This window comes from Candidatus Pelagibacter communis (genome assembly GCF_001179925.1).
Lineage (GTDB): Bacteria > Pseudomonadota > Alphaproteobacteria > Pelagibacterales > Pelagibacteraceae > Pelagibacter > Pelagibacter ubique_E.
On the sequence record NZ_CVSF01000067.1, the window covers coordinates 1 to 24,162 of the forward strand.

The 24,162-nt window shown below is 25.2% G+C and carries 19 protein-coding genes; 17 read left to right on the forward strand and 2 right to left on the reverse strand.

What is annotated here, in order from left to right:
• Positions 1-62: 62 nt before the first annotated feature.
• The 17 genes from ftsZ to ligA all read left to right on the forward strand — a co-directional run bounded on the left by ftsZ (position 63) and on the right by ligA (position 20,421).
• Positions 63-1,544 (forward strand): cell division protein FtsZ, encoded by a 1,482-nt coding sequence (ftsZ, locus tag AMN70_RS04370; RefSeq protein WP_075502133.1) that lies wholly within the window; start codon positions 63-65, stop codon positions 1,542-1,544.
• A gap of 18 nt (positions 1,545-1,562) precedes the next feature.
• Complete coding sequence (gene rsmH, locus AMN70_RS04375) at positions 1,563-2,573, forward strand: 16S rRNA (cytosine(1402)-N(4))-methyltransferase RsmH (protein ID WP_075502135.1); 1,011 nt, start codon at positions 1,563-1,565, stop codon at positions 2,571-2,573.
• Positions 2,570-2,887 (forward strand): hypothetical protein, encoded by a 318-nt coding sequence (locus AMN70_RS04380; RefSeq protein ID WP_075502137.1) that lies wholly within the window; start codon positions 2,570-2,572, stop codon positions 2,885-2,887. Before rsmH ends, AMN70_RS04380 begins: the two co-directional genes overlap by 4 nt.
• Positions 2,877-4,559: a peptidoglycan D,D-transpeptidase FtsI family protein gene (locus AMN70_RS04385; RefSeq protein ID WP_075502138.1), complete on the forward strand. Its 1,683-nt coding sequence runs from the start codon at positions 2,877-2,879 to the stop codon at positions 4,557-4,559. The genes AMN70_RS04380 and AMN70_RS04385 overlap by 11 nt, the downstream gene beginning before the upstream one ends.
• A gap of 2 nt (positions 4,560-4,561) precedes the next feature.
• Entirely contained in the window at positions 4,562-7,405 is a 2,844-nt protein-coding gene (locus AMN70_RS04390) for a UDP-N-acetylmuramoyl-L-alanyl-D-glutamate--2,6-diaminopimelate ligase (protein ID WP_075502140.1), read from the forward strand.
• Positions 7,405-8,490, forward strand: a complete 1,086-nt coding sequence (mraY, locus tag AMN70_RS04395; protein WP_075502142.1) for a phospho-N-acetylmuramoyl-pentapeptide-transferase — start codon at positions 7,405-7,407, stop codon at positions 8,488-8,490. The genes AMN70_RS04390 and mraY overlap by 1 nt, the downstream gene beginning before the upstream one ends.
• Positions 8,490-9,800 carry a UDP-N-acetylmuramoyl-L-alanine--D-glutamate ligase gene (murD, locus tag AMN70_RS04400; protein WP_256998037.1) on the forward strand — a complete coding sequence of 437 codons (1,311 nt, stop codon included), beginning with the start codon at positions 8,490-8,492 and terminating at the stop codon, positions 9,798-9,800. Before mraY ends, murD begins: the two co-directional genes overlap by 1 nt.
• Entirely contained in the window at positions 9,781-10,914 is a 1,134-nt protein-coding gene (locus AMN70_RS04405) for an FtsW/RodA/SpoVE family cell cycle protein (protein WP_075502144.1), read from the forward strand. Before murD ends, AMN70_RS04405 begins: the two co-directional genes overlap by 20 nt.
• Positions 10,911-11,975 (forward strand): UDP-N-acetylglucosamine--N-acetylmuramyl-(pentapeptide) pyrophosphoryl-undecaprenol N-acetylglucosamine transferase, encoded by a 1,065-nt coding sequence (locus AMN70_RS04410; protein ID WP_075502146.1) that lies wholly within the window; start codon positions 10,911-10,913, stop codon positions 11,973-11,975. Before AMN70_RS04405 ends, AMN70_RS04410 begins: the two co-directional genes overlap by 4 nt.
• Positions 11,965-13,359, forward strand: a complete 1,395-nt coding sequence (gene murC / locus AMN70_RS04415) for a UDP-N-acetylmuramate--L-alanine ligase (RefSeq protein WP_075502148.1) — start codon at positions 11,965-11,967, stop codon at positions 13,357-13,359. The genes AMN70_RS04410 and murC overlap by 11 nt, the downstream gene beginning before the upstream one ends.
• Positions 13,359-14,270, forward strand: a complete 912-nt coding sequence (murB, locus tag AMN70_RS04420) for a UDP-N-acetylmuramate dehydrogenase (protein ID WP_075502150.1) — start codon at positions 13,359-13,361, stop codon at positions 14,268-14,270. The genes murC and murB overlap by 1 nt, the downstream gene beginning before the upstream one ends.
• The gene (locus AMN70_RS04425) at positions 14,267-15,181 is read left to right on the forward strand and encodes a D-alanine--D-alanine ligase (RefSeq protein ID WP_075502152.1); all 915 of its coding nucleotides are present in this window, start codon (positions 14,267-14,269) and stop codon (positions 15,179-15,181) included. Before murB ends, AMN70_RS04425 begins: the two co-directional genes overlap by 4 nt.
• The gene (locus tag AMN70_RS04430) at positions 15,162-15,830 is read left to right on the forward strand and encodes a cell division protein FtsQ/DivIB (protein WP_218836807.1); all 669 of its coding nucleotides are present in this window, start codon (positions 15,162-15,164) and stop codon (positions 15,828-15,830) included. The genes AMN70_RS04425 and AMN70_RS04430 overlap by 20 nt, the downstream gene beginning before the upstream one ends.
• Positions 15,823-16,524: a hypothetical protein gene (locus AMN70_RS04435; protein ID WP_075502156.1), complete on the forward strand. Its 702-nt coding sequence runs from the start codon at positions 15,823-15,825 to the stop codon at positions 16,522-16,524. The genes AMN70_RS04430 and AMN70_RS04435 overlap by 8 nt, the downstream gene beginning before the upstream one ends.
• A gap of 63 nt (positions 16,525-16,587) precedes the next feature.
• Positions 16,588-17,508 (forward strand): UDP-3-O-acyl-N-acetylglucosamine deacetylase, encoded by a 921-nt coding sequence (gene lpxC, locus AMN70_RS04440; protein ID WP_075502158.1) that lies wholly within the window; start codon positions 16,588-16,590, stop codon positions 17,506-17,508.
• A 44-nt stretch (positions 17,509-17,552) separates the two neighbouring features.
• A complete protein-coding gene (locus AMN70_RS04445; protein WP_075502160.1) occupies positions 17,553-18,389 on the forward strand; it encodes an outer membrane protein assembly factor BamD in 837 nt (278 codons plus the stop codon).
• A 1-nt stretch (position 18,390) separates the two neighbouring features.
• A complete protein-coding gene (ligA, locus tag AMN70_RS04450; protein WP_075502162.1) occupies positions 18,391-20,421 on the forward strand; it encodes an NAD-dependent DNA ligase LigA in 2,031 nt (676 codons plus the stop codon).
• Here the strand turns inward: ligA and AMN70_RS04455 are convergent.
• Both AMN70_RS04455 and AMN70_RS04460 read right to left on the reverse strand, forming a co-directional pair.
• Positions 20,404-22,098 (reverse strand): aminopeptidase P family protein, encoded by a 1,695-nt coding sequence (locus AMN70_RS04455; protein ID WP_075502164.1) that lies wholly within the window; start codon positions 22,096-22,098, stop codon positions 20,404-20,406. The genes ligA and AMN70_RS04455 overlap by 18 nt on opposite strands.
• Before the next feature lies 1 nt (position 22,099).
• Positions 22,100-24,133: an ATP-dependent helicase gene (locus tag AMN70_RS04460; protein ID WP_075502166.1), complete on the reverse strand. Its 2,034-nt coding sequence runs from the start codon at positions 24,131-24,133 to the stop codon at positions 22,100-22,102.
• Positions 24,134-24,162: the final 29 nt, after the last annotated feature.

The following is a 24,162-nucleotide window of genomic DNA, read 5'->3' on the forward strand; positions in this document are numbered from 1 at the left end:
ATATTAATCGAGCTAGTCTTAGATGGGAGCAACAACTAAATAAATAATGAGGGGATGATAAGATGACAATTAATTTTAAAGTACCAGAAATAAAAGAATTAAAACCTAGAATATTAGTTCTTGGAGTTGGGGGAGCTGGAGGAAATGCAATTAATGAAATGATTGATGCAGGTGTAGATGGAGTTGAATTTGTAGCTGTTAATACTGATGCTCAAGATTTAAAGACTAGTAAGTCTAAAACAAGAATACAAATTGGTTTAAATTTAACCAAAGGTTTGGGAGCAGGAGCAAAACATGAAATAGGTCAAGCCGCAGCTGATGAATCTTTAAATGACATTGTGGATATTCTTAAAGGTGCAAATATGGTTTTTATAACTGCTGGTATGGGCGGAGGTACTGGAACTGGAGCGGCCCACGTAATTGCCAGAGCTGCTAAAGAATTAAATATTTTAACAGTGGGTGTTGTGACACTTCCTTTTTTATACGAAGCACCATCAAGAATGCGAAGAGCACAGCAGGGATTAGAAGAGTTAAGAAAACATGTGGATACTATTATCGTAATACCAAATCAAAATTTGTTTAAAATTGCAAATGAACAAACAACTTATAAAGAGTCATTTCAATTATCTAATAGTATTTTAAGGCATGGAGTTCAAAGTGTAACTGATTTGATGGTGAAGGATGGATTAGTTAATTTAGATTTTGCAGATGTTGAAACTGTAATGAGTTCAATGGGTAAAGCGATGATGGGCACGGGTGAAGCTGAAGGAGAAAATAGAGCAGATAAAGCGACAGAATTGGCTTTAAATAATCCTTTGATAGATGATTACTCTCTTAAAGGCGCAAAAGGTTTATTAATAAACATTACAGGCGGAGAAGATTTAAAGCTTTTTGAGGTAGATGAAATAGTAAATAAGATTAGATCTGAGGTTGATTCAGAAGCAGAAATTATAAATGGATCAATAATTGACCCATCTTTAGATGGAAAAATTCGAGTATCAATCGTTGCAACTGCTTTAGACGGGCAACAACCTGAGTCAAAATCAGTTATCAATATGGTACATCGAATACAAAATCGTAATCCAGGTTATTCTGATTTTTCATCTAACGGGACAGGTTCATTTAGTTTTTCAAATACGAATTCAAATCCGATTTCACATGGTGCAAATGCATTAAAATTAGAAAATGAAATAGTTTCTGAAAATATGAGTCAACAAACTGCGCATGATGACATCAATCAAGTTAATAATGAATATCATAAGGAATTATTAAAAAATCAAGAAGTAGAAAATATTGTAGAGAATACTTTAAATGATGAAGAAATATCTTTCACTAAAGAAGCTACAAATACAAATGAGCTCTCAGAAAATAACGAAGCTATAAATAATGATTTAAGTGAATTTGGAGTAGATACTAAATCTCCAGATTTATTTAGCAATGATAGTGAAATTTCTAATTCTGATGAACTTTTGTTGACTGAAAATGAAGATCAAGATGAGGATGATCTTGAAATACCAGCATTTTTAAGAAGACAAAAAAATTAATGGTCTTCGAAAAAATAAATGGAAGCCACCATAGTACAGGATAATGTAAAACACTACCCTGTACTGCTAAAAGAAATTATTAGCGTTATTTCCCCTCAACATGGTGGCACATTTATTGATTGTACCCTTGGTCAAGGAGGGTACACAAAAGAAATCCTTAAATATCAAAATACTAAAGTAATTGGTATAGATAGAGATATAAACAGTGAGATTATTGGAAAAATAATCCAAGAAAAATTTCCTGATCGTTTTTTGTTTAAAAATTTAAAATTCAGTATGTTAAATAATCTAAAATTAAAAAATGAAAATATAAAAGGTATTGTTTTCGATTTAGGTTATTCATTTACACAAATAAAAGATCCTAAAAAAGGTTTATCATTTAACTCACAAGGAGAACTTAATATGATGATGGGCCTCAATGATTTCTCAGCCAAAGAAGCAATAAATAATCTTGAAGTTAAAGAAATAGAAAAAATATTAAAATATTTTGGTGATGAAAACGATGCTAAAATTATAGCAAAAAATATTGTAAAAGAAAGACAGCTTAAAATAATTGATACCCAAGAACTTGTTAGAATCATAGAAAAATCGAAAAGAAAAAAAAACTATAGAGTTCATAGTTCTACAAAAACTTTTCAAGCATTAAGAATTTTTGTAAACAAAGAAATAAGTGAATTAATTAATGGTTTAATAAATTCTGCTAAAATTTTAAAGAAGGATGGTATTTTAGCTGTAGTTACATTTCATTCATTAGAAGACAAAATAGTCAAATATTTTTTTAAAAGTTTATCTGAAAATAAAAGTATTTCCAGATACGAGCCAAAAGTTCAGCAAAAAAAAATTTCATTTAAAATGCCTTTAAAAAAACCAATTGTTCCATCGGATAAAGAATTAAAAGAGAATCTACCCTCAAGGTCTGCTAAATTAAGGTATCTTATAAAACAAGCGGATGAATATGAAATTGAAAGCGATATTTTAAATAAATTTTCTGAATTAATTGAGATAGAAAATTTAGGTTTAAAACTATGAAAAAATTAATAGTTTTTGCAGTAATATTCACCCTAATCATATCTACCTCTTTAATAAAGAATTCCACAAAAGATTTAGATGATCAAATTTATTCTTTAAGAGAAAATATATTATTTTTAGAAAACAGATTGAATGACACAAAATTGGAATTTGATTATTTAAGTTCTTCAGAAAAATTATTAGAATATCAAAAATTATATTTTGAAAATTTATTAATTAAGAAATCACTAAAAGAATTAAAAACTTTAGAAATTATAGATAAAGAGCTAGTTATCACTAAGTTAAAAATATCAGGAAAAATTAATGAAAAATAAAGAAAGATTTATTTTATACGATAACAACAATGAATTTGAATACACAAAAACTAAATCTGACATTAATATAAAATTCAATCGGGTAGCGTTTATTTTTTTTATTTTTTTTATTATTTCAATTATATATTCAATTCATTTAGTTCATCTTGGCTCAAGAAATTCTGATGATTTAAATAAAAATCAGATAAAAGTTTTTAGTAAACTTAAACGGGCAGATATTGTAGATAGAAATGATAATTTTTTGGCAAGAACAGTAAGCTCAATAGATATTGGTATAAATCCAGTTGAAATAATTGATGAAGAAAAATTATTATTAAATCTTAGGTATATTTTTCCAAATAAAGATTATGAGTCGATTAAATTAAAATTTAAGAAAAAAAAATTTTTTTGGTTTGAAAAAAAAATTTCCGACGAAAATTATGAAAAAATAATGATGCTTGGAGACAAATCTATTAAATCTGAGGAAAAACTTACAAGGATTTATCCACAAAAAAACTTATTTAGTCATATTATTGGACAAATTGATGATGACAATAATGGTATCTCTGGACTTGAAAAATCTTTAGACAAAGAATTAAAAAAAGATAAAGATAAAATTCATTTAACTGTAGATAAAGATATTCAATTTTTAATAAGGGAAGAATTAATCAAATTTAATGAAGTTTTTAAAACTAAAGGAAGCGCAGCAATATTAATCGATGTTAATTCTGGAGAAATTTTGTCTTTAATATCACTTCCAGATTTTAATCCAAATCAAAGAATTAACATCACCGACGAGAATTATATTAATAGAGTAACAAAGGGTGTTTATGAATTTGGCTCTGTTTTTAAGACTTTTACTCTTGCAGCAGGTATTCACGAAAAAGCTGTAGAACCAGAAACACAATTTAAAAATTTAGAAAAAAGCATTCAATGTGGAAAAAACACAATTAGTGAATATGATAAAAAAATTCCATCTGATCTAACTGCTGAACAAATACTCATTAGATCAGGTAACATAGGGTCAGTTAGGATTGCCCAAGCTATTGGTTTGGAAAAATTTAAAAATTTTTTGGATAAATTAAGTTTAATAAGTGCAATTAAATTTGATATTGAAGAAGTGGGAGTACCTATACCTTTTAGGTGGGGAAAGTGTAAATTAGCAACAACTTCTTACGGTCATGGAATTACAACCACTATTCTTCAATTAGCTAACGCTTATTCAATAATAGTAAATGGTGGCTATAAGATTAATCCTACTTTAATCAAAAATAAATCTAAGATTAAAAATAAAAAGATACTGAATAACGATGTATCTAAAAAGATTAATCCAATTCTAAGAAAAATTGTGACTACTAAAGAAGGTACTGCATCTCTAGCTAATGTTGATGGATATCAAGTTGGAGGAAAAACAGGCACTGCTCAGACAAGTATTGTTGGCGGATATTCAAATAAAAAAATCAATACTTTTGCATCAGTTTTTCCATATTCCAATCCAAAATATGTATTTATTGTTATGTTAGATGAACCTAAAACTAATAGTGAATATATTTATAATTATAGAGACGGTTCGGGAATTAAATATAAAGGCACACCATTTAATACTGCAGGTTGGACATCAGTAGAAGTTGTTGGACAAATTATTGAAAAAATTGGGCCTATTTTAGCCACAAAATATAATGAAGTTTATTAAAAATGCTTCTTGGAAACTTCATAAAAAATATAAATAGAAAATATTACAAAACATATTTCTCTGGTGTAGCTTTTAACAGCAAGCAGGTTAAAAAAGATAATATTTTTTTTGCAATTGAAGGCACTAAATTTGATGGAAATAAATATATTTTCGATGCAATAAATAATGGAGCAAAAATAATAATTTCAAAAAAAAATATTAAATTCAGAGATAAAAATATAATTTTTTTAAGAGAGAATAATCCAAGAAAATTATTAGCTGAAATTTCTTTTAAACTGATAAAAAATAAACCAGCTAATCTTATTGCTGTCACTGGAACTAATGGAAAATCATCTATAGCAGATTTTTATTATCAAATATTAACTTTAAATAATAAGAAAGCTGCAACTATTGGAACTTTAGGAGTTCGTTCCAAAACAGTAAATTTTGATTTATTAAATACAACAATCGACCCAATACATTTGGGGCAAATTTTAAAAAAGCTTAAAAATCATAGAATAGAAAATGTGATCATGGAAGCTTCAAGCCACGGTTTAGATCAAAATAGATTAGATGGATTAAATTTTAATACAGGAATATTTTCAAATTTATCTCAAGATCATCTAGATTATCACAAAAACTTGAAAGATTATTTAGATGCAAAACTTTATTTATTTAGAAATCTTATAAAAAAAAAGGGAAATATAATAACTGATTCAAAAATACCCGAGTTTGATAAGATTAAAAAAATCGCAAAAAAAAAATTTTTAAAACTTAATACCTTAGAGGGTAAAAATGAAAAGTTGAAAATTTTAACTCATTCTTTTAACGATGAATCTCAAATTCTTAAAATAAAATATAAAGGTGTTGTTAAGCTTATAAGGATAAATCTAATTGGAAAAATCCAAATTAAAAATATCTTAATGGCACTTATAGCTGCGGAAAAAAGTGGATTAAATTTAAACAAAATTTTGAATGTTTTACCAAGTCTCAAACCTATCGAGGGAAGATTTGAAAAAATAGGTATGATTAAAAATAAATCAAAAGTAGTTTTAGATTATGCACATACTCCTGATGCTTTAAAAACATGCCTTTTGAATTTAAAAGAACAATTCCCAGATAAGAAAATAATTTTATTATTTGGATGTGGTGGAAATAGAGACCAGAACAAACGTTCCAAAATGGGAAAAATCGCTGATATCTTTTCAGACGAAATATATCTTACCGATGATAATCCAAGATTTGAGAGTTCACATAAAATTAGAAAAGATATTAGAACCGGAATAAAAAAAACAAAAGTTATAGAAATTTCAGATAGAGGTAAAGCAATAGCCCGGGCAATTAAAAATTTAACAACTGGAGAAATTTTGCTTGTTGCTGGAAAAGGCCATGAAAAAGTTCAAGATATTGGCAAACGAAAAATTTTTTTCTCAGATAAAAAAATAATTTTGAAATCGATTAAAACTAAAAATCATTCTTTATCTAATAATCTTAAATTAAATATCATTAGGGAAGTTTCTGGCAATAAAAAGTTCCCTTTTTCACTTAAATTAAATCAAGCTAGAATTAATTCTAAAGAGGTTAAAAAAGATGACATTTTTTTTGCAATTAAAGGAAATAAAAATGATGGAAATAAATTTATAAGCCAATCTTTTAAAAATAAAGCTTCATTAGCAGTAGTAAATAAAATTCAAAAAAAATTAAAAATACATAATCAAATCAAAGTTAAAAATTCATTAAAATTTTTAACAGATATTTCAGGAATTTTTAGAAAAAATATAAATACTAAAATAATTGCTATAACAGGAAGTTGTGGAAAAACATCACTTAAAGAATTGTTGGGAAATACATTAAAGAAAATTTCTAAGGTTAGTATATCTCCAAGATCATTTAATAATAAATATGGAGTTCCTTTAAGTCTTTTTAATTTAAATTATGCTGACAATTATGGAGTTTTAGAGGTAGGTATGGATAAAAAGGGTGAAATAGATAATTTATCTAAAATTATTAAACCAAATGTAAGTGTCATTACTAATATTAATTATGCACATGCAAAAAATTTTAATAATATAAAAGATATTGCATTAGCCAAGTCAGAAATTATTCATAATACAAGACCAAAGGGTTATATTGTGTTAAATGCAGATGATAGGTTTTTTAAATTGCATAAAACGATCGCTTTTAAGAAAAATTTAAAAGTGATTTCATTCGGTATTAATGACCAAAAATCTAATATTTGTTTAAAAAATATAAATAGAAATGGTAAGAATTTTTTGATTAAAATTAAGCATGATAATCTTAAAAAATATTTTTTAATTTCAAATAATTTTCAAAGTAATATCTACAACATTTTAGGGGCAATAGCTGTAATCAGCATTTATTTTGATATTTCTAAATTAAATAAAAATATTTTCTTAAATTTTGAAATACCTAAAGGACGCGGTGATATTTCACGTATCAAGATTATGAATAAAAATATCAATTTAGTTGATGAAAGTTACAATTCTAATCCTTTATCTCTTAAGTCTGCTATTCTAAATTTTGAAAAAATTGAATCAAAAAAATCAAAAAAATATCTTTTAATTGGAGATATGTTAGAACTTGGAAGACACTCAAAAAAACTTCATAAATCTATTGCTCCTATAATTAATAAAACAAAAATTAATAAAGTATTTGTTAAAGGAAATAATGTTAAATTAATATTTCAAAAACTTTCTAAATCTAAAAAGGGCAGAGTTTTGCATAACAAGTCTCAAATTATAGAATTTATAAAAAAAGACTTAAATAATGACGATTATTTAATGATCAAAGCCTCAAATGCGACAGGTTTTAATCAAATAGTAAAAGACATAAAAGGATTTAAATAATGCTATATCAATTTTTACTAAACTTTGTTGATACTTTTGGATTTTTAAATGTTTTTAAATATTTAACATTTAGAACTGGTTTATCAGTTTTTACTTCTTTGATAATTGTTTTAATTATCGGTGGCCCATTTATCAGATTTTTTTCAAACCAAAAAATTTTAAATCCGATACGTGATGATGGTCCAGAAGATCATATTATAAAAAAAATTGGAACACCAACAATGGGTGGAGTAATTATCTTACTAGGCTTATTGATATCAGTACTATGTTGGGGTGATTTATCTAATATTAATATTCTATTTTGTATATTTATCGCAGTTTCTTTTGGACTGTTAGGAGCCTTTGATGATTATAAAAAAATTAAACATAGTAATTCTTCAGGAATATCATCTAAATTGAAAATAATTTTACAAATTATAATATCAATTACGGGAGTATGTTTCTTTGTATATTTTGTAGATTATCAAGAAATCACAAATTTATATTTTCCATTTTTTAAAAATCTAATCATAAATCTTGGTTGGTTTTTTATTCCTTTTTCAGTATTTGTAATTGTTGGTTCATCTAATGCTGTAAACCTTACAGATGGCCTAGATGGTTTAGCTACAGTGCCGGTGATATTAGTTGCAGTTTGTTTTGCTTTTATAAGTTATGTCACAGGAAATGTTGTGTTTTCTGATTATTTGCAAATACCTTACATAGAAGGCACGGGAGAAGTATCAATTTTTTGTGGAGCAATAATAGGTTCATGCTTAGGTTTTTTATGGTTTAATGCTCCTCCGGCTAAGATTTTTATGGGTGATACTGGCTCATTGTCTTTAGGAGGTTCTTTAGGAGCCGTAGGGATAATTACAAAACACGAAATTGTTTTAGCAATTACAGGAGGTCTTTTTGTTTTGGAAGCAGTTTCTGTAATGGTCCAAGTAATATCATATAAACTTACAGGAAAAAGAATCTTTAAGATGGCACCAATACACCATCATTTTGAAAAGAAAGGCTGGCCTGAGTCAACAGTTGTGATTAGGTTTTGGATTATTTCAATAATTTTAGCAATGATAGGTTTAGCTACCTTAAAATTAAGATAATGAATGAAAATTCAAATATTTTTATCAATAAAAAAATTCTAATTTATGGTCTTGGTAAAAGTGGTATTTCATCTTTTAAATTTTTAAAAAAAAGAAATCAGGTTTTTTTATTTGATGATAATAATAAGATAAAATTAAATAGTTACACCAAAAAAAATCTAATTTCATTAAGCCTTATTAAAAAAATCAAATTTGATTTGATTGTAATAAGTCCGGGCATAAATAATAAAAAATGTAAATTAAATAAATTTTTAAAAAAAAATTCAAAAATCATTTATACAGATTTAGACATATTTTATTCTTTTTATAAAAATCTGTGTATTACTATTACAGGAACAAACGGTAAATCTACTACCTGCCAGTTATTACATCAGGTACTAAAACAACAGAAATATGACGCTAGATTGGCTGGTAATATTGGTTATCCAATTTTATCTATCAAAAAAATTAAAGAAGACACTATTTTTGTTATTGAAGCTTCATCTTATCAATTAGAATATAGCAAATTATTTAAATCTAAATATGCTGCAATACTTAATATCTCTCCAGACCATTTAGAGAGACATGGAACAATAAACAATTATATTTTAGCAAAATTTAAACTTATCAAAAATCAAAATAAAAACTCAATAGTATTAATAAATAAATTCGATAAATATATTCAAAATAGAATTAAAAAAATTAAATACAAAAGTAAAATTATCGAAGTTGATACAAAACTTAAAAAAAAATTTATTAATATGTTTCATAATGAATATTTCTTATCAGCATCAAATATTGAAAATCTGTCGTTCGTAATTGAATTAGCAAAAAAATTTAATGTTAAAAAAAGCAATTTGATTAAAGCAGTTAAAAAATTTAAGGGTTTGAATTATCGTCAGCAGATAATTTTTAAAAATAAAAAAATTTCAATTATCAACGATTCAAAATCTACCAGTTATTCATCTTCAATTGAAATGCTGAAAAGAAAGAATAATATTTATTGGTTAATAGGGGGTATACCAAAAATAGGTGATAAATTTAATTTATCGAAAAATTATTGCAGGAAAGTTCAAGGTTATATTTTTGGAGTTAATCAAAAAAAATTCTCTATAGATCTAAAAAAAAAAATTAAAATTAAAAAATTTTTTAATTTATCAAAAGCATTAAATGAATTGTTTAAAGATGTTAAAAAAGATAATTCTTCTAATAAAACTATTCTTTTTAGTCCTGCCGCAGCATCTTTTGATAATTTTAAAAATTTTGAAGATAGAGGAAAATATTTTAGTAAATTAATAAAAAAGAATATTCATGCTAGAAAAATTTTTTAATTACTTTTCTTATTATCAGTGGTGGAAAAATTTAGATAAATTTATTCTTAGTTTAATAATTGCTTTATTTTTAACTGGTTTATTTTTCTCGCTAGTATCAACCTCTCTAATTGCATCTGATAAACTTGAAACAAACAGTTATTTTTTCTTCTTTAAACATCTAGTTTTCGTTTTAATAGGGTTGTTTATTATTTTTATATTTTCTTATATTGAGCAAAAAACATTATATAAAATTTCAGTTTATATCTTTTTATTTTCTTTGATTTTACTACTTTTAGTCCCATTTATTGGGATTGAAGTGAAAGGATCAACAAGATGGTTAGATTTATTTTTTTTACCAAGATTACAACCTGTTGAATTAGTAAAACCTTTTTTTATAATAATTTTGGCTTTAATTATTTCAAATAACAGCTTTGCTAATTTTACTATAAAATTTTCAATATCTTTTTTATTAACAGCATTAATCATACTTTTGTTAATTTTACAGCCTGACTTAGGTCAGACTTTATTAATTGGACTTAGTTGGTTAATATTAATTTTTGTTTCAGGAATTAATTTATTTTTTCTTTTTTCAATATCTTTAGTTGGTATAATTTTGCTTTTATATATAGTTTTTTATATTCCAAAATTTGAATATATAAAAAATAGATTGTTATCTTTTTTTGATACAGAAACAGGTACTCATAATTTTCAATCTGATAAAGCACTGGACTCAATCATAAGTGGAGGTTTTTTTGGTAAAGGCATTGGAGAAGGAACATTGAAAAATAGAGTACCAGAGGCACACACGGATTATATTATTTCAGTTATATCTGAAGAATTTGGTGTAATTGTAATAATGTTAATATTGTTTTTATTTTTAGTGTTTATTTTCTCAATTTTAAAAAAAGTAGATAAAGAAGCAAATAACACTGCAAGATTAATCTTAGTAGGTTCAGCTAGTTTAATATTATTACAAGCAATGATACATATTGGAGTTAACATTAGATTATTTCCCACAACTGGTATGACTTTACCATTTTTAAGTTATGGAGGATCATCAATAATTAGTGTCTCAATATTATCTGGTATAATCTTAAATTTGACAAAAAGAAAAGTTTTATTTTCAAAGTGAAAAAAATATTAATCACCACAGGTGGAACTGGAGGGCATGTAATACCTGCAAAAATTATTAAAGAACATTTAAAAAATAATTTTGAAATTTTTTATTCCTCAGATATCAGGGGATTAAAATATTTTTCTTCAGAAACTAATAAAATTTTTATAATTGATACTCCGAGCTTGACTTTAAGTCTCTATTTTCCATTTAGATTAGTGAAATTAATTTATTTAATATTTAAAGTAATTTTTTTTTTAAAAAAAAAAAAAATAGAAAAAGTAATTTCTATAGGTGGATATATGTCATTTCCTGTGATTATTGCTGCCAAGATTCTTGGTACCACAATTTTATTGGTAGAGCCCAATCTAGTGTTAGGCAGAGGTAATAAATTTTTTCTAAATTTTTCTAAAAAAATAATTTGTTATTCAAACAAATTATCTAATTTTCCTAAAAGACATATTCATAAAATGGAATTGATAAAACCTTTAGTTTCTAAAGTTTTTTATGGATTAGAAAAAAATGAGAATTTAGATAAAAAGTTTTGTTTTTTAATATTTGGTGGAAGTCAGGGAGCCCAAGTTTTTGATGAATTGATAAAAGAAACAATATTTGATATTTCAAAAAATTTTTCAATAAAAGTATTTCAGCAAACAAGAAAAGACAATATTCAAAAATTAAAAGATTTTTATGATTCAAAAAATATTGAAAATAAGATTTTTAGCTTTGAGAATAAATTTCATGATTTAATTAATAAGTCTGATTTTTGTATTACTAGAGCTGGAGCTTCTTCATTAGCAGAAATTACATTCTTAAAAAAGCCCTTCTTAGCGATTCCTCTCCCAACTGCCAAAGATAATCATCAAATGAAAAATGCACAATTCTATGAAGAATTGGGTTGTTGCTGGGTTTTAGAGCAAAAAAATCTTAACAAAGAAAAACTCTTGAATATTTTATTTGATATATTGAAAGAAAACTCTGATTTGAAAATGAAAAAATTAAATCTTGAGAAACTGAGATATGAAAACTCATGGAGTGAAATGAATAAGAAATTACAAAGAATAATAAATGAAAATTAAATTAGCAAAAAAAGAAATTATTCATTTTATCGGAATAGGTGGAATAGGTATGAGTGGTCTTTCGTTAATAATGAAAGGTCAAGGATTTAAAGTTCAAGGAAGTGATATTAGTAATAATAAAAATATAGAGAGATTAAAAAAAGAAAAAATTAAAATTTATTCTGGTCATTCAAAAAAAAACCTAAAAGATGCTACAATCGTAGTTATTTCTTCAGCAATTAAAAATAATAATCTTGAATTGATTGAAGCAAAAAGAAAAAAGATCCCAATAATTAGAAGAGGCAAAATGTTAGCTAGTATAGTGTCCTTGATGAAAAATATAGTGGTTGTTGGTTCGCATGGAAAAACTACAACTACCTCTTTAATTGCTTCGATATTTCAAGAGACAAAAATTGATCCAACAATAATTAATGGTGGTGTGATTAATTCAATTAAAAACACTGCTAAATTAGGTAAGAGCGATTGGTCAATTTTAGAAGCTGATGAGTCAGATGGAAGTTTTGTACATATTTCTCCAACTTATTCAATAATAACAAATATCGATAGAGAACATATGGATTTTTATAAATCTATGAATGATCTCAAGAAATATTTTATTGAATTTATTAATAAAGTACCTTCATTTGGTAAATCATTTATATGCATAGATGATAAAATTAATCGTCAGCTATTGAAGTCAATTAAAAGCAAAAATTTTTATACTTATGGTCAAAAAGATAATGCAAATTTAATTATTAAAAATGTTAAACAGTACAAATCTTTCTCTAAATTTGATCTTCAAGTAAAATTACCCAATAAAGATGTTTTAAATATCAAAGATATTACAATACCACTGCTAGGCATCCATAATATAAGAAATGCAGTTGGTGCCATAGGTGTTGCTTTAACAGTTGGAATTCCAATTCAAAAAATAAAAATAGGGTTAAAAAACTTTAAAGGTGTGCAAAGAAGATTTAATAAAATATTTACATACAATAAAATTGATTTTTATGATGATTATGCTCATCACCCAACAGAAATTAAAGTTGTTTTACAGGGTGTTAAACAAGTTTTTAATGAATATGAAAAAGTATGTATTTTTCAACCCCATCGAATTTCAAGATTGAAGGATTTGAAAAAAGATTTTACATATGCTTTTAAGGATGCAGATATAGTTGTTCTTTGCCCAATTTATTCAGCTGGAGAAAAAATAAAATTAGGATTTAGTTATGAGGACTTTGCAAGGAGTATAATAAAAAATTCCAGCGTTAAATTATTTATGGTTGAGAATAATCATCAATTAGCAAATTATTTAAAACAAAATATGTATGGTAAAAAGATAGTTGTAGGCATGGGAGCTGGATCTATATCTAATTGGATTAAAGAACTTCCAGATTTATTATAATGAAAACAAATGAATTAAAAAAATTAATTAAAAATTTTGATACAAATATTGTCTATAACGCTGATTTAAAAAAAAAAAATTGGTTTAATATTGGTGGTAAAGCAAAAGTTTTTTTTAAAGCTAATGAATTAAAAGATTTGATAGAATTTTTAAAAATTTTAGATAATAAAGAAAAAATCCATATAATTGGAGCTGGCTCAAACACGCTAATTACTGACGAAATTTATGATGGGGTAGTAATTAAACTTGGAAAAAATTTTAGTAGATTATCTGTCTTAAATTCAAATATAATTATATCAGGTGCAGCTGTTTTAGATAAAAAATTGGCAGAATTTGCTGCAAATAATTCTTTAGGTGGTTTTGAGTTTTTGGCTTGTATACCTGGGACTATAGGTGGGGGTATTAGAATGAATGCCGGATGTTTTGATAGAGAAATAAAAGATATTTTAGTTTCTATTCAAGCAATAGATAAAAAAGGAAATGTATTAACTATTCCAGCAAAAGAAATAAATTTTGATTACAGAAATAACAATTTATCTGAAGATTTGATTTTTTTAAGTGCATCATTTAAAGGTGAAAAACAAGATACAAGAAAAATCATCGAAACAATGACAGAATTAAAAGAAAAAAAAGAAAATAATCAACCATCTAAAATTAAGACTGGTGGTAGCACATTCAAAAATCCAACTAAGAAGACTACAAAAAAAGCTTGGGAATTAATTGAAGAGTCTGTGCCTGCTAATACAAAATTTGGTGATGCTTGTATTTCAGAAAAACATTCAAATTTTTTTGTCAATAAAGGAAATGCAACATTTAATGATATGAAAAGACTGATTAATTTTGTAGAGGAAAGCGTTTTTAAAAAAACAGGTGTTAATATAGAAAAAGAAATAAAGATTTTAGAAAATTGAAAAAAAAAATTTTAATAATTTCAGGTGGTATATCGAAAGAGCGAGAAATTAGTCTCCAAACTGGTAGTCAAGTTGCGAAAGAATTAAAAAAAAATGGATATAAAATAAAAACTTGTGAACCAGATTATGAGTTATTTAACATAACAAAAAAATATAAGCCGAATTTGATATTTAATGCATTGCATGGGCAATACGGTGAGGATGGATATATTCAGTCAATCCTAGAAAATATTGGTATTCCATATACTCATTCAGGAGTTATTTCTTCTGCAAAAGCAATGGATAAAGAAATTTCTAAAAAAATATTTATAGAAAATAAAATTTTGACACCAAAATTCATTAAGTTTTCTTACGATAGATCTTATTCAGAATTAAATTTGAATATTAAAAAAAAATTTGGCTTTCCAGTAGTTATTAAACCAATAAATGAAGGATCAAGTGTAAATGTATATATATGCAATAAATCTAATTTAAAAAGAAGATTGAAAAAACTTAAATTTTACAAAGAAATTTTAATAGAGCAATTTATCCCTGGTCGTGAAATTCAAGCGGCAATTTTAGGCAATATCAAATTAGGTGCTATTGAATTAATACCTAAAAGAAAGTTTTATGATTATGAAGCTAAATACAATTCTAAAGCAAAAACCAAACATATTATCCCAGTAGATTTGACAAAAAAAAAATTTAAGGAATTAATGAATATTTCATTAAAAGTACATAAACTGCTTGGGTGCAGAGGTGTGACAAGATCAGATTTTAAATATTATAAGAATAATTTTTATCTTTTAGAAACAAACACTCAACCAGGAATGACTAAACTCTCATTAGTTCCAGAAATTTGCTCATATAGAGGAATAAGTTTTATTAAATTGATTAGATTATTATTAGATGATGCATCAACGAATAAGTAAAAAAATTTTTATCTACTTATTTATTTTTTTTTTCACTGTAACTATAAGTAATAATAAATTATCCAATGACTTTTATAAGATTAAGGAACTAAATATTATTGGATTAAATAAATTAGAAACAAAGAATCTTTATGAAGATATAAAAATTTTAATAGATAATAATATTTTTTTATTTAATAAAAAGGATATTTCAAAAATAATTAATTCAAATAAGACTGTACAAGAATTTAATATTACAAAGATTTATCCTTCCAAATTAAAAATTGAAATAAAAAAAACGAATTTTTTGGCTTTAACAAAAAAAAGCGGTATTAATTATATTGTTTTAGAAAATGGAAATTTACTAGAAAAAAAACATTCTAGTCTAGAATTACCATTTATTTTTGGAGATATAAATGTAAAAAATTTTTTATTTTTTAAAAATTTAGTTGATGCTTCAAATTTTGATTTTAAAAAGATAAAAAATTTATATTATTTTAAATCAAATCGATGGGATATTTTAACTAAAGATGGAATAATCATAAAGATGCCTTTTAATTTAACTTTAGAAAATTTAAATCAAATATTTGAAATTATTAAAGAAGATAAGTTTGAAAATGCCAAAATAATTGATTTTAGACAAAATAATTTGATGATAACTAATGAATGATATTTATTACAATCGATATTTCATATTAATTAAGAAAAATAAAATATTGTTTCAAGCTCTAGATATGGAAAACAAAGTAATCTTAACTAAAGAAAATTTTATACAAGAAAATGCTTCTAAAGATAATTTTGTTTCAATAAGGAGTTTTTTAGAAAAGAATATTTTTGAATTAGAGAAACATTTGAATGATCATATCAAAGAAATTTGTGTTATATTAGAAAGTGATCTTTTTTTTGTTGTTGCAAATTCAATCAAATATAATTCTCAAAAAAATAATATAAAATTTACTGATATAAATGACACATTGGTTGAAATAAAAAATCAATTTAAAAAATATTCATCCAGTAATGAAATAATTCATATGATTTTTGATAAATATATTGCAAGTGAAGATGATAATTTTGTTAATCTAAAAAATATGAAAAATGAAAATTTAGTAATTCAAGTAAAATTTATTTGTTTAAAAGATCAAATCGTTAACGACTTGAAAGAAATATTTTTCAAATATCAGATTTCAGTAAAAAAAATTCTTAGTTATGATTATTTAAAGCAATTAAACGATTACGACGGAAAGAATATTTTCAAATTAGCCGATTATAGCTTAAATGGACTTAACAAAAACGAGGTCCTCATAACTAATAATTCACCAAAAACCCTAGGTTTTTTTGAAAAATTTTTCAATTTTTTCAGATAATTTGTATTTTACAGTAATATTTGTTGTTTTCTTTAAATGGAAAACTAAGAGTAAAAATTCCATGTGAGTTTACTAAATCAAAAAACACTTAAAAATTCAGTTGAGTTTGAGGGCATCGGTCTTCATAGTGGTAAATTAGTTAAACTTTCAATTAAACCTTCAGAGCCAGACACAGGTATAGTCTTCAAGAGAATTGATTTAAAAAATAATAATTTAGTTTATCCTAACTATCTTAATGTAAGTAATACATCTTTGAATACAACTATTTCAAATGATTTTGGAGTTAAAGTCTCTACAATAGAACATTTAATGTGCGCATTGTTTAGCTTAGGTATAGACAATGCTTTAATTGAAATAGATAATGAGGAAGTACCAATATTAGATGGCTCAGCTAAAGAGTTTATAGAAAAAATTTTAATTGCTGATTTTACTATCAGCAACAAACCAATTAAAATTATAAAGATAAATAAAAAAGTTGAGTTTAAAAATGGTGAAAAATTTATATCAATAGAACCATCAAAATTAAGTTTAGATATTGAATTTGAACTTAAATATAAAAATAAAATAATAGGTAATCAAAAAAATAAAATAAATGTTTATAATGACGAATTAAAAGATATTCTTAATTCAAGAACTTTCTGTCTTTATGAAGATATTGAAATGATTAAAAAAAATGGATTGGCCAAAGGCGGCAGTTTAGATAATGCTATAGTTGTAAAAGATGAAAACATATTAAATGAAGATGGTCTTAGAAATTCAAAAGAATTTGTTAATCATAAAATTTTAGATTGTATTGGTGATCTTTTTACTACTGGTTATAGAATCATAGGACATGTAAAATGTTCTCAAGGTGGGCATTATTTGACTAATCAAATGTTGAGAAAGGTATTTAAAAATACGGATAACTTTTCTATTATTGAAATTCAAGAAAGAAATTTACCTCATACTATTATCAATAGAAGTATATTAAGATCTATAGCATAATATTTTTTTATCTTTATAATTATAACTGACTAAATTCTAAAATTATGAATAAATTTAGATTATTTATATTTTCTTTTTTATTAATTTTAACTGCGTGTTCCAAAGATAAAAATAATATTTCAGTTATTAAAGAAAACAGACAAGATTTAGAAATGGTTTCAGCTTATAAAGAAGCTTACATTGCATTGAATGAAGGAGACCCTTACTTCGCTGCAAAAAAATTTTTAGAGGCTGAACTTTTATTTCCACAATCGGAATGGGCACCAAGATCAGCATTAATGGCATCTTACTCGTATTACTTACAAAACTATTACACAGAAGCTTTGGCAAATTTAGAAAGATTCTTGATTACATATCCAAATTCAAAAGACATAGTTTATGCAGAATATCTGATTGCTATGTGTTTCTATGAAACAATCGAGGATGAAAAAAGAGACTCTGGTCCTATTTTTAAAGCTAAAGAAAAATTTAGTTTGATAGTAAAAAATTATCCAAATACTGATTTCGCATTAGATGCCGAATTTAAACTTGAACTGATAGAAGATATCTTAGCTGCTAAAGAAATGTATTTAGGAAGACATTATCTAAAAAAAGAAAAATGGATAGCTTCAATAAATAGATTTAAAAATGTGGTGGAAAACTATGATCAAACTATTTTTATAGAAGAGGCCCTACACAGGTTAGTTGAAATTAATTATAGATTAGGTCTTGATGAGGAAGCGCAGAAATATGCGAGTATTTTAGGTTATAATTATTTATCTAGTGATTGGTATGAAAAGTCATATAAGGTTTTTAATAAAGATTATTCTGCTCAAGTTCCAAAAAAAATTAAAAAAGATAAAAGAGGAGTTTTAGATAAATTCAAAAAACTTTTCGATTAATATGGACAAAAATTTAATCCAAAAAGAATATAAAGAAAAAGTTAAATCATTAAAATATTATAACCAAAGATATTATAATGATAATACTTCTGAAATCTCAGACTCAGAGTACGATGATTTAAAAAAAAATATAATAGAGCTTGAGAAAAAGTATAAATTTTTAAAATCAACAAATTCACCCTCAATAACAATTGGTTACAAACCTTCAAAAAATTTCAAAAAAATTTCACATAAAGTTCCAATGCTTTCACTTGCAAATGCATTCACTAAAGAAGATCTTGTTAATTTTGAAAAAAAAATACTTAATTTTCTCTCAAAAAGTAAAAATACAACAATTTCATATACTGCCGAACCCAAAATTGATGGTATTTCAGCTTCCTTAACTTATTTGAATGGGAAATTAGTTTATGGATTATCAAGAGGTGACGGTAAGGAAGGGGAAGATATAACTGCGAACCTTTCCACTATAAAAGATATTCCAAAAATAATTTTAACAAAAGATTTTCCTGAAGAAATTGATGTAAGAGGAGAAGTGTTTATACAAAATTCTGACTTTAAAGCTTTAAAAGATAATTTTGCTAATCCAAGGAATGCGGCATCAGGATCATTAAGACAAAAAAATCCAGAGGATACAAAAAAGATACCTTTAAAATTTATTGCATACACTTTTGGTTTTGTGAAAGGTCTTAAGGTAAATAATCAATATGATTTTCTAAATAAGTTAACTGAATGGGGATTTAAAACTAACCCATTAAATAGACTGATAAGTGGGATAGATAATCTATTTATAAATTATAATGAAATTGAAAAAAAAAGAGCAGATCTAAATTTTGATATTGATGGCATTGTTTATAAAGTAAATGACTTTGCCTTACAAAATAGATTAGGATTTGTTGCGAATGCTCCTAGGTGGGCAATTGCACATAAATTTTCCTCTAATAAGGGGATTTCAAAAATTTTAGATATTGATATTCAAATTGGAAGGACAGGTGCTTTAACACCAGTAGCAAAAATAAAACCTATTAATATTGGTGGAGTATTAGTTTCTAATGCTACATTACATAATGAAGATGAAATAAATCGAAAAGATATCAGAATAGGGGACACAGTAACTGTGGAAAGAGCTGGGGATGTCATTCCACATATTCTTTCAGTAGATTTTAAAAAAAGAGCAAAAACCTACAAAAAATTTATTTTTCCAAATAAATGTCCATCATGTGGATCAAAAACAATTAAAGAATTTAATTTAATTACAAAAAAAAAGGATGCAGTTAGAAGGTGTTCAAGTGAAGGTTACGATTGTGAAAAAATTGCTATTGAAAAATTGAAACATTTTGTATCTAAGGAAGCATTCAATATTGATGGATTTGGAAAAAAAATTGTAGAAAATTTTTGGAAATTAAATTTAATTAAATTTCCACAAGATATTTTTAGTTTAGATTATAATAAAATTGAAAAATTAGATGGTTGGGGCAGATTATCTGTTCAAAATTTAAGATTTTCTATTACAGTTAAAAAGAAAATTTCTTTAGAAAGATTTATTTATGCACTGGGTATAAGACATATAGGATTTGAAAATGCTAAATTATTATCTAAGTATTTTGGATCATTTGCAAAATTTAAAGATTTATCAAATAATAATAAATATAATGATTTGATAAATATTGATGGAATAGGAGAAACTCAAGTAAGTTCAATTAAAAATTTTTTTTTGAATAGGGCAAATTTAAAAATTTTACATGAATTGGGAAAAATTTTATCAATAAGTAATGCAGTATCTATAAAAAAAGATGGATTATTAATAAACAAAACTTTTTTAGTAACCGGAAAACTAAATGGGATTAGTAGAGCTGAAATTAAATCCTTAATTGAGGAGAATTCTGGAACAACAGTAAGTAGTGTTTCCAAAAAATTAGACTATCTAATCATTGGAGATAATCCAACAAAAAAAAAAGTTTTAAATGCAAAAGAACTTAAAATAAAGATAATAAATCATGATCAATTCTTAAAGATGCTAAATAAAACTAGCTAGCCATTTTTTTTCTTTAAGATTCAAATATTTTGAAATATTTGTGTAAACGTTTAGATGGTATTTAAATAGGTAATTTTTTTCCGATGAATTTAAGAGTTCAAAATTTATTAAATCTTTTTCTATAGGTGCCTGAGTTAAATTTTCAAAAAAAATTTTATTTTTAATTTTTTTCACATAAACTAAGTTTTCAATTCTTATTCCAAATTTACCTTTTTTATAATACCCGGGTTCGTTGCTTAAAATCATACCCTCTTTGATTTTTATCTTGTTAAATTTTGAAATAGATTGTGGTCCCTCATGAACATTTAAAAAAAAACCAACTCCATGACCAGTTCCATGCGCGTAATCTAAATTATTTTTTTTTAAATAATTTCTTGCTCTCTGGTCAATTTTTTTTCCAAAAGAGTCTTTTTTAAGATTTGTTGTAGCTACTGCAATATGACCTTTCAAAACATAAGTAAAAATTTTTTTTATAAATAAATCTGGCTTAGAAAAACAAATTGTTCTAGTAACATCAGTTGTTCCATATTTATACTGACCACCAGAGTCACATAAAAAAATATCTTTGTTTTTTATGATTTTACAATTTTTCTTATTAGCACGGTAATGAACTATTGCACCATTTTTTCCTGAGCCAGCAATCGTATCAAAACTAGGATAAAGAAAATTTTTGTTCATTTTTCTAAATTTTTCTAGTTTATTTTGAGCATCTACTTCAGTAATTTTTTTTTTATTTATATTTTTTATCCAATAGATAAATTTTGTTAAAGCAACTCCATCATATATATGAGCTTTTTTCATATTATTAATTTCAATTTTATTTTTAATGGATTTGTAAAAGTAAGTTGGATCTTCTCTCTTTATAATTTCGAATTTAGACTTAATCATATCTTCAAAAAAAATTGAACAAGAATTACCATCAATAATAAAATTTTTACCTTTTAATCTCATAAGTTTATCGGGAAATTTTTTTGTATCTACTAATTGATTTAAATTCAAAATTTTATCTTTTAATAATTTTTTACATTTTTTTATATCACTTATTAATAGTATTTTTTTTGTTTTACTTATAATTAATCTAGAATTAGGTATTGGGCTATTCGGCACATCACTTCCTCTTATATTTAACAACCATGCAACATTTTCAGGAGCACTGATAAAAATAAAATCTGATTTATTTTGTTTGAGATAATTTGAAATTTTATTTATCTTTGACTTTGAACTTTCTCCAACAATGTTTTTATTTAATGAGAAGAAAGGATATGTATTTTTAAATTTTTGTTTTTCGATTTGATCAATTAGATTATTTTGAATGAATTCAATCTTGTTATGTTTAAAAAAAAATTTTTTAATTTGTTGATACGTAAAGAGTTTTGGGTCTAAACCTAACTTAAGTCCTTTGAATAAATCACAATTTATCAATTTTTCTGCATTAATAATTTTAAAATTTTTACCAGACTCAATTTGACTTTGGATTGTATATCTACCATCTGTGAATAAATAGTTTTTCTTTTTTAAAATTACAGCAAGTCCTGCTGAACCACTAAATTTAGATATGATTTTTAGTCGGTTAATTTTTGAGTATTCTGTAAAATAATCGTCATTCTTAGGAATGATATATCCATCAATATTATATTTTTTAAATTTACTTCTTAAAATATTAATTTTTACACTCACTTTATTTTAATCTCTTTTTATATCTTATCCAACCAGGGCTTCTAGTTTGATCCTCAACTTCAAAGTCTTGATTAAATTCAAAATCATCAATTACATTTTTATCCTCATCAAAAAAAGAATTTTTTTCTATATTTTGATTTGGCAGTTCATCAATAAATCTAGATGCTATACTATCAATCCAGTCCCCTTGATAAAATCTGCTCATTGAGAAAGAAATTATTCCTCTTTTTTTTGCTCTAGTAATCCCAACATATGCTAATCTTCTTTCTTCTTCTAAACCATTTTGACCTTTTTCTTCAATTGATTTTTGATGAGGAAAAAGTCCTTCCTCCCAACCAGGTAAAAATACAACATCAAATTCTAAACCTTTTGCAGCATGCATTGTCATCATATTTACTTTTTTTCCGTCCCAATCTTGATCAATAGACGTTGCTAAAGATACATGTTCTAAAAAACTTTCAAGATTATCAAATTCTTTCATAGCACTTAATAATTCTTTTATATTTTCTAACCTGTTTTCGTTATCTATATCTTTTTTATTTTTCAACATTGACGAATATCCAGACTCATCCAATATATTTTGCAACAATTTAACGTGATTTATTTTTTTTATATTTAAATCATTCCTCCATTTAGAGAGAGAATTTAAAAATATTGATAAACCTTGTTTGGTTTTTGGTTTAATCAAGTTTTCATCAATCATTTTTCTAGATGCAAACTCCAAACTAACCAACTTTTTTTTTGCAAAATCGTGTATTTGTTTTAATGTGCCATCCCCAATAGAACGCTTTGGATTATTCACAATTCTTTCAAATGCTAGATCATCTTTATTTTGGTATACTATTCTTAGATAAGCTACACAATCTTTTATTTCTGCTCTTTCATAAAATTTTGTACCACCAATTATTCTATAGGGTAAGCCAATTTTTAAAAATCTTTCTTCGAACTCTCTTGTTTGAAAAATTGCTCTTACAAGAATAGCAATGTTATTTAACGAAAATTTTTTTTCAATCTTTTCAATTTCATCAGAAATACCGATTGCTTCATCTTTTCCATTTTTAAAGCAATTTAATGCCACTAACTCCCCCTCTTCCATTGTAGTCTTTAATGTTTTACCAACTCTATTTTGATTATTTGTAATCAGTTGAGATGCAACAGATAAAATGTTTTGTGTTGATCTGTAATTTTGTTCTAATCTTATGACTTTAGTATTTTGATATATTTGGTCAAACTCCAAAAAATTTTTAATTTCAGCCCCTCGCCAACTATAAATCGACTGATCATCATCACCAACACAACAAAGATTTTTATTTTTTTGAGCTAGTAAATTTAACCACCGGCTTTGAATAAAATTAGTATCTTGATATTCATCAACTAAAATATATTTAAAATTTTTTGAATATATTTCTCTTATATCATCATTATTTTCTAAAATTTTTACAACATGTAAAATTAAGTCACCAAAGTCACATGCGTTTAAATCAAAAAGCTTTTGTTGATAAATCTTATAAACAGGCAAGATTGTTTTTTCGTATATGTCTTTATTATTAATAATTACTTCATTTGGATATTGACCTTTATTTTTCCACTTGTCTATGATTGCAAGAACAAATCTTGGAGCTAGCTGCTTAACATCTATATTTTCTGCTTTGCAAATATTTTTAATTAGCCTTATCTGATCATCAGTGTCTATGATTGTAAAGTTTGAGTTTAATTTTACTGCTGTAGCGTGTTTTCTAAGTAGTTTTGCACAAATTGAATGAAAAGTTCCTAACCAAGACAAACTTGTGGCTGTTGCTCCAAGTATCTTGCTCACCCTAGATTGCATTTCTTTCGCAGCTTTATTTGTAAATGTTACAGCTAAAATTTGATTAGGATATGCTTTTTTTTCTTTAATTATGTGAGCAATTCTACTGGTTAAAACTTTAGTTTTTCCAGAACCCGCTCCAGCAACAATTAAAAGGGGCCCTTCTAAATGGGTTACTGCCTGTTTTTGGGCTTCATTTAGATTTTTTAAATATTCTAAGTTTACCATTTTAATTATTTATTTATAAGTTTTCCTCA

Bases quoted from the DNA above. Each gene is read 5' to 3' on its own strand.
- ligA (WP_075502162.1), top strand. From the start codon at position 18,391: ATGGACAAAAATTTAATCCAAAAAGAATATAAAGAAAAAGTTAAATCA.
- mraY (WP_075502142.1), top strand. From the start codon at position 7,405: ATGCTATATCAATTTTTACTAAACTTTGTTGATACTTTTGGATTTTTA.
- AMN70_RS04460 (WP_075502166.1), bottom strand. From the start codon at position 24,133: ATGGTAAACTTAGAATATTTAAAAAATCTAAATGAAGCCCAAAAACAG.
- AMN70_RS04405 (WP_075502144.1), top strand. From the start codon at position 9,781: ATGCTAGAAAAATTTTTTAATTACTTTTCTTATTATCAGTGGTGGAAA.
- AMN70_RS04430 (WP_218836807.1), top strand. From the start codon at position 15,162: ATGCATCAACGAATAAGTAAAAAAATTTTTATCTACTTATTTATTTTT.
- murC (WP_075502148.1), top strand. From the start codon at position 11,965: ATGAAAATTAAATTAGCAAAAAAAGAAATTATTCATTTTATCGGAATA.
- AMN70_RS04445 (WP_075502160.1), top strand. From the start codon at position 17,553: ATGAATAAATTTAGATTATTTATATTTTCTTTTTTATTAATTTTAACT.
- AMN70_RS04435 (WP_075502156.1), top strand. From the start codon at position 15,823: ATGAATGATATTTATTACAATCGATATTTCATATTAATTAAGAAAAAT.
- AMN70_RS04385 (WP_075502138.1), top strand. From the start codon at position 2,877: ATGAAAAATAAAGAAAGATTTATTTTATACGATAACAACAATGAATTT.
- rsmH (WP_075502135.1), top strand. From the start codon at position 1,563: ATGGAAGCCACCATAGTACAGGATAATGTAAAACACTACCCTGTACTG.
- murB (WP_075502150.1), top strand. From the start codon at position 13,359: ATGAAAACAAATGAATTAAAAAAATTAATTAAAAATTTTGATACAAAT.
- ftsZ (WP_075502133.1), top strand. From the start codon at position 63: ATGACAATTAATTTTAAAGTACCAGAAATAAAAGAATTAAAACCTAGA.
- AMN70_RS04390 (WP_075502140.1), top strand. From the start codon at position 4,562: ATGCTTCTTGGAAACTTCATAAAAAATATAAATAGAAAATATTACAAA.
- AMN70_RS04380 (WP_075502137.1), top strand. From the start codon at position 2,570: ATGAAAAAATTAATAGTTTTTGCAGTAATATTCACCCTAATCATATCT.
- murD (WP_256998037.1), top strand. From the start codon at position 8,490: ATGAATGAAAATTCAAATATTTTTATCAATAAAAAAATTCTAATTTAT.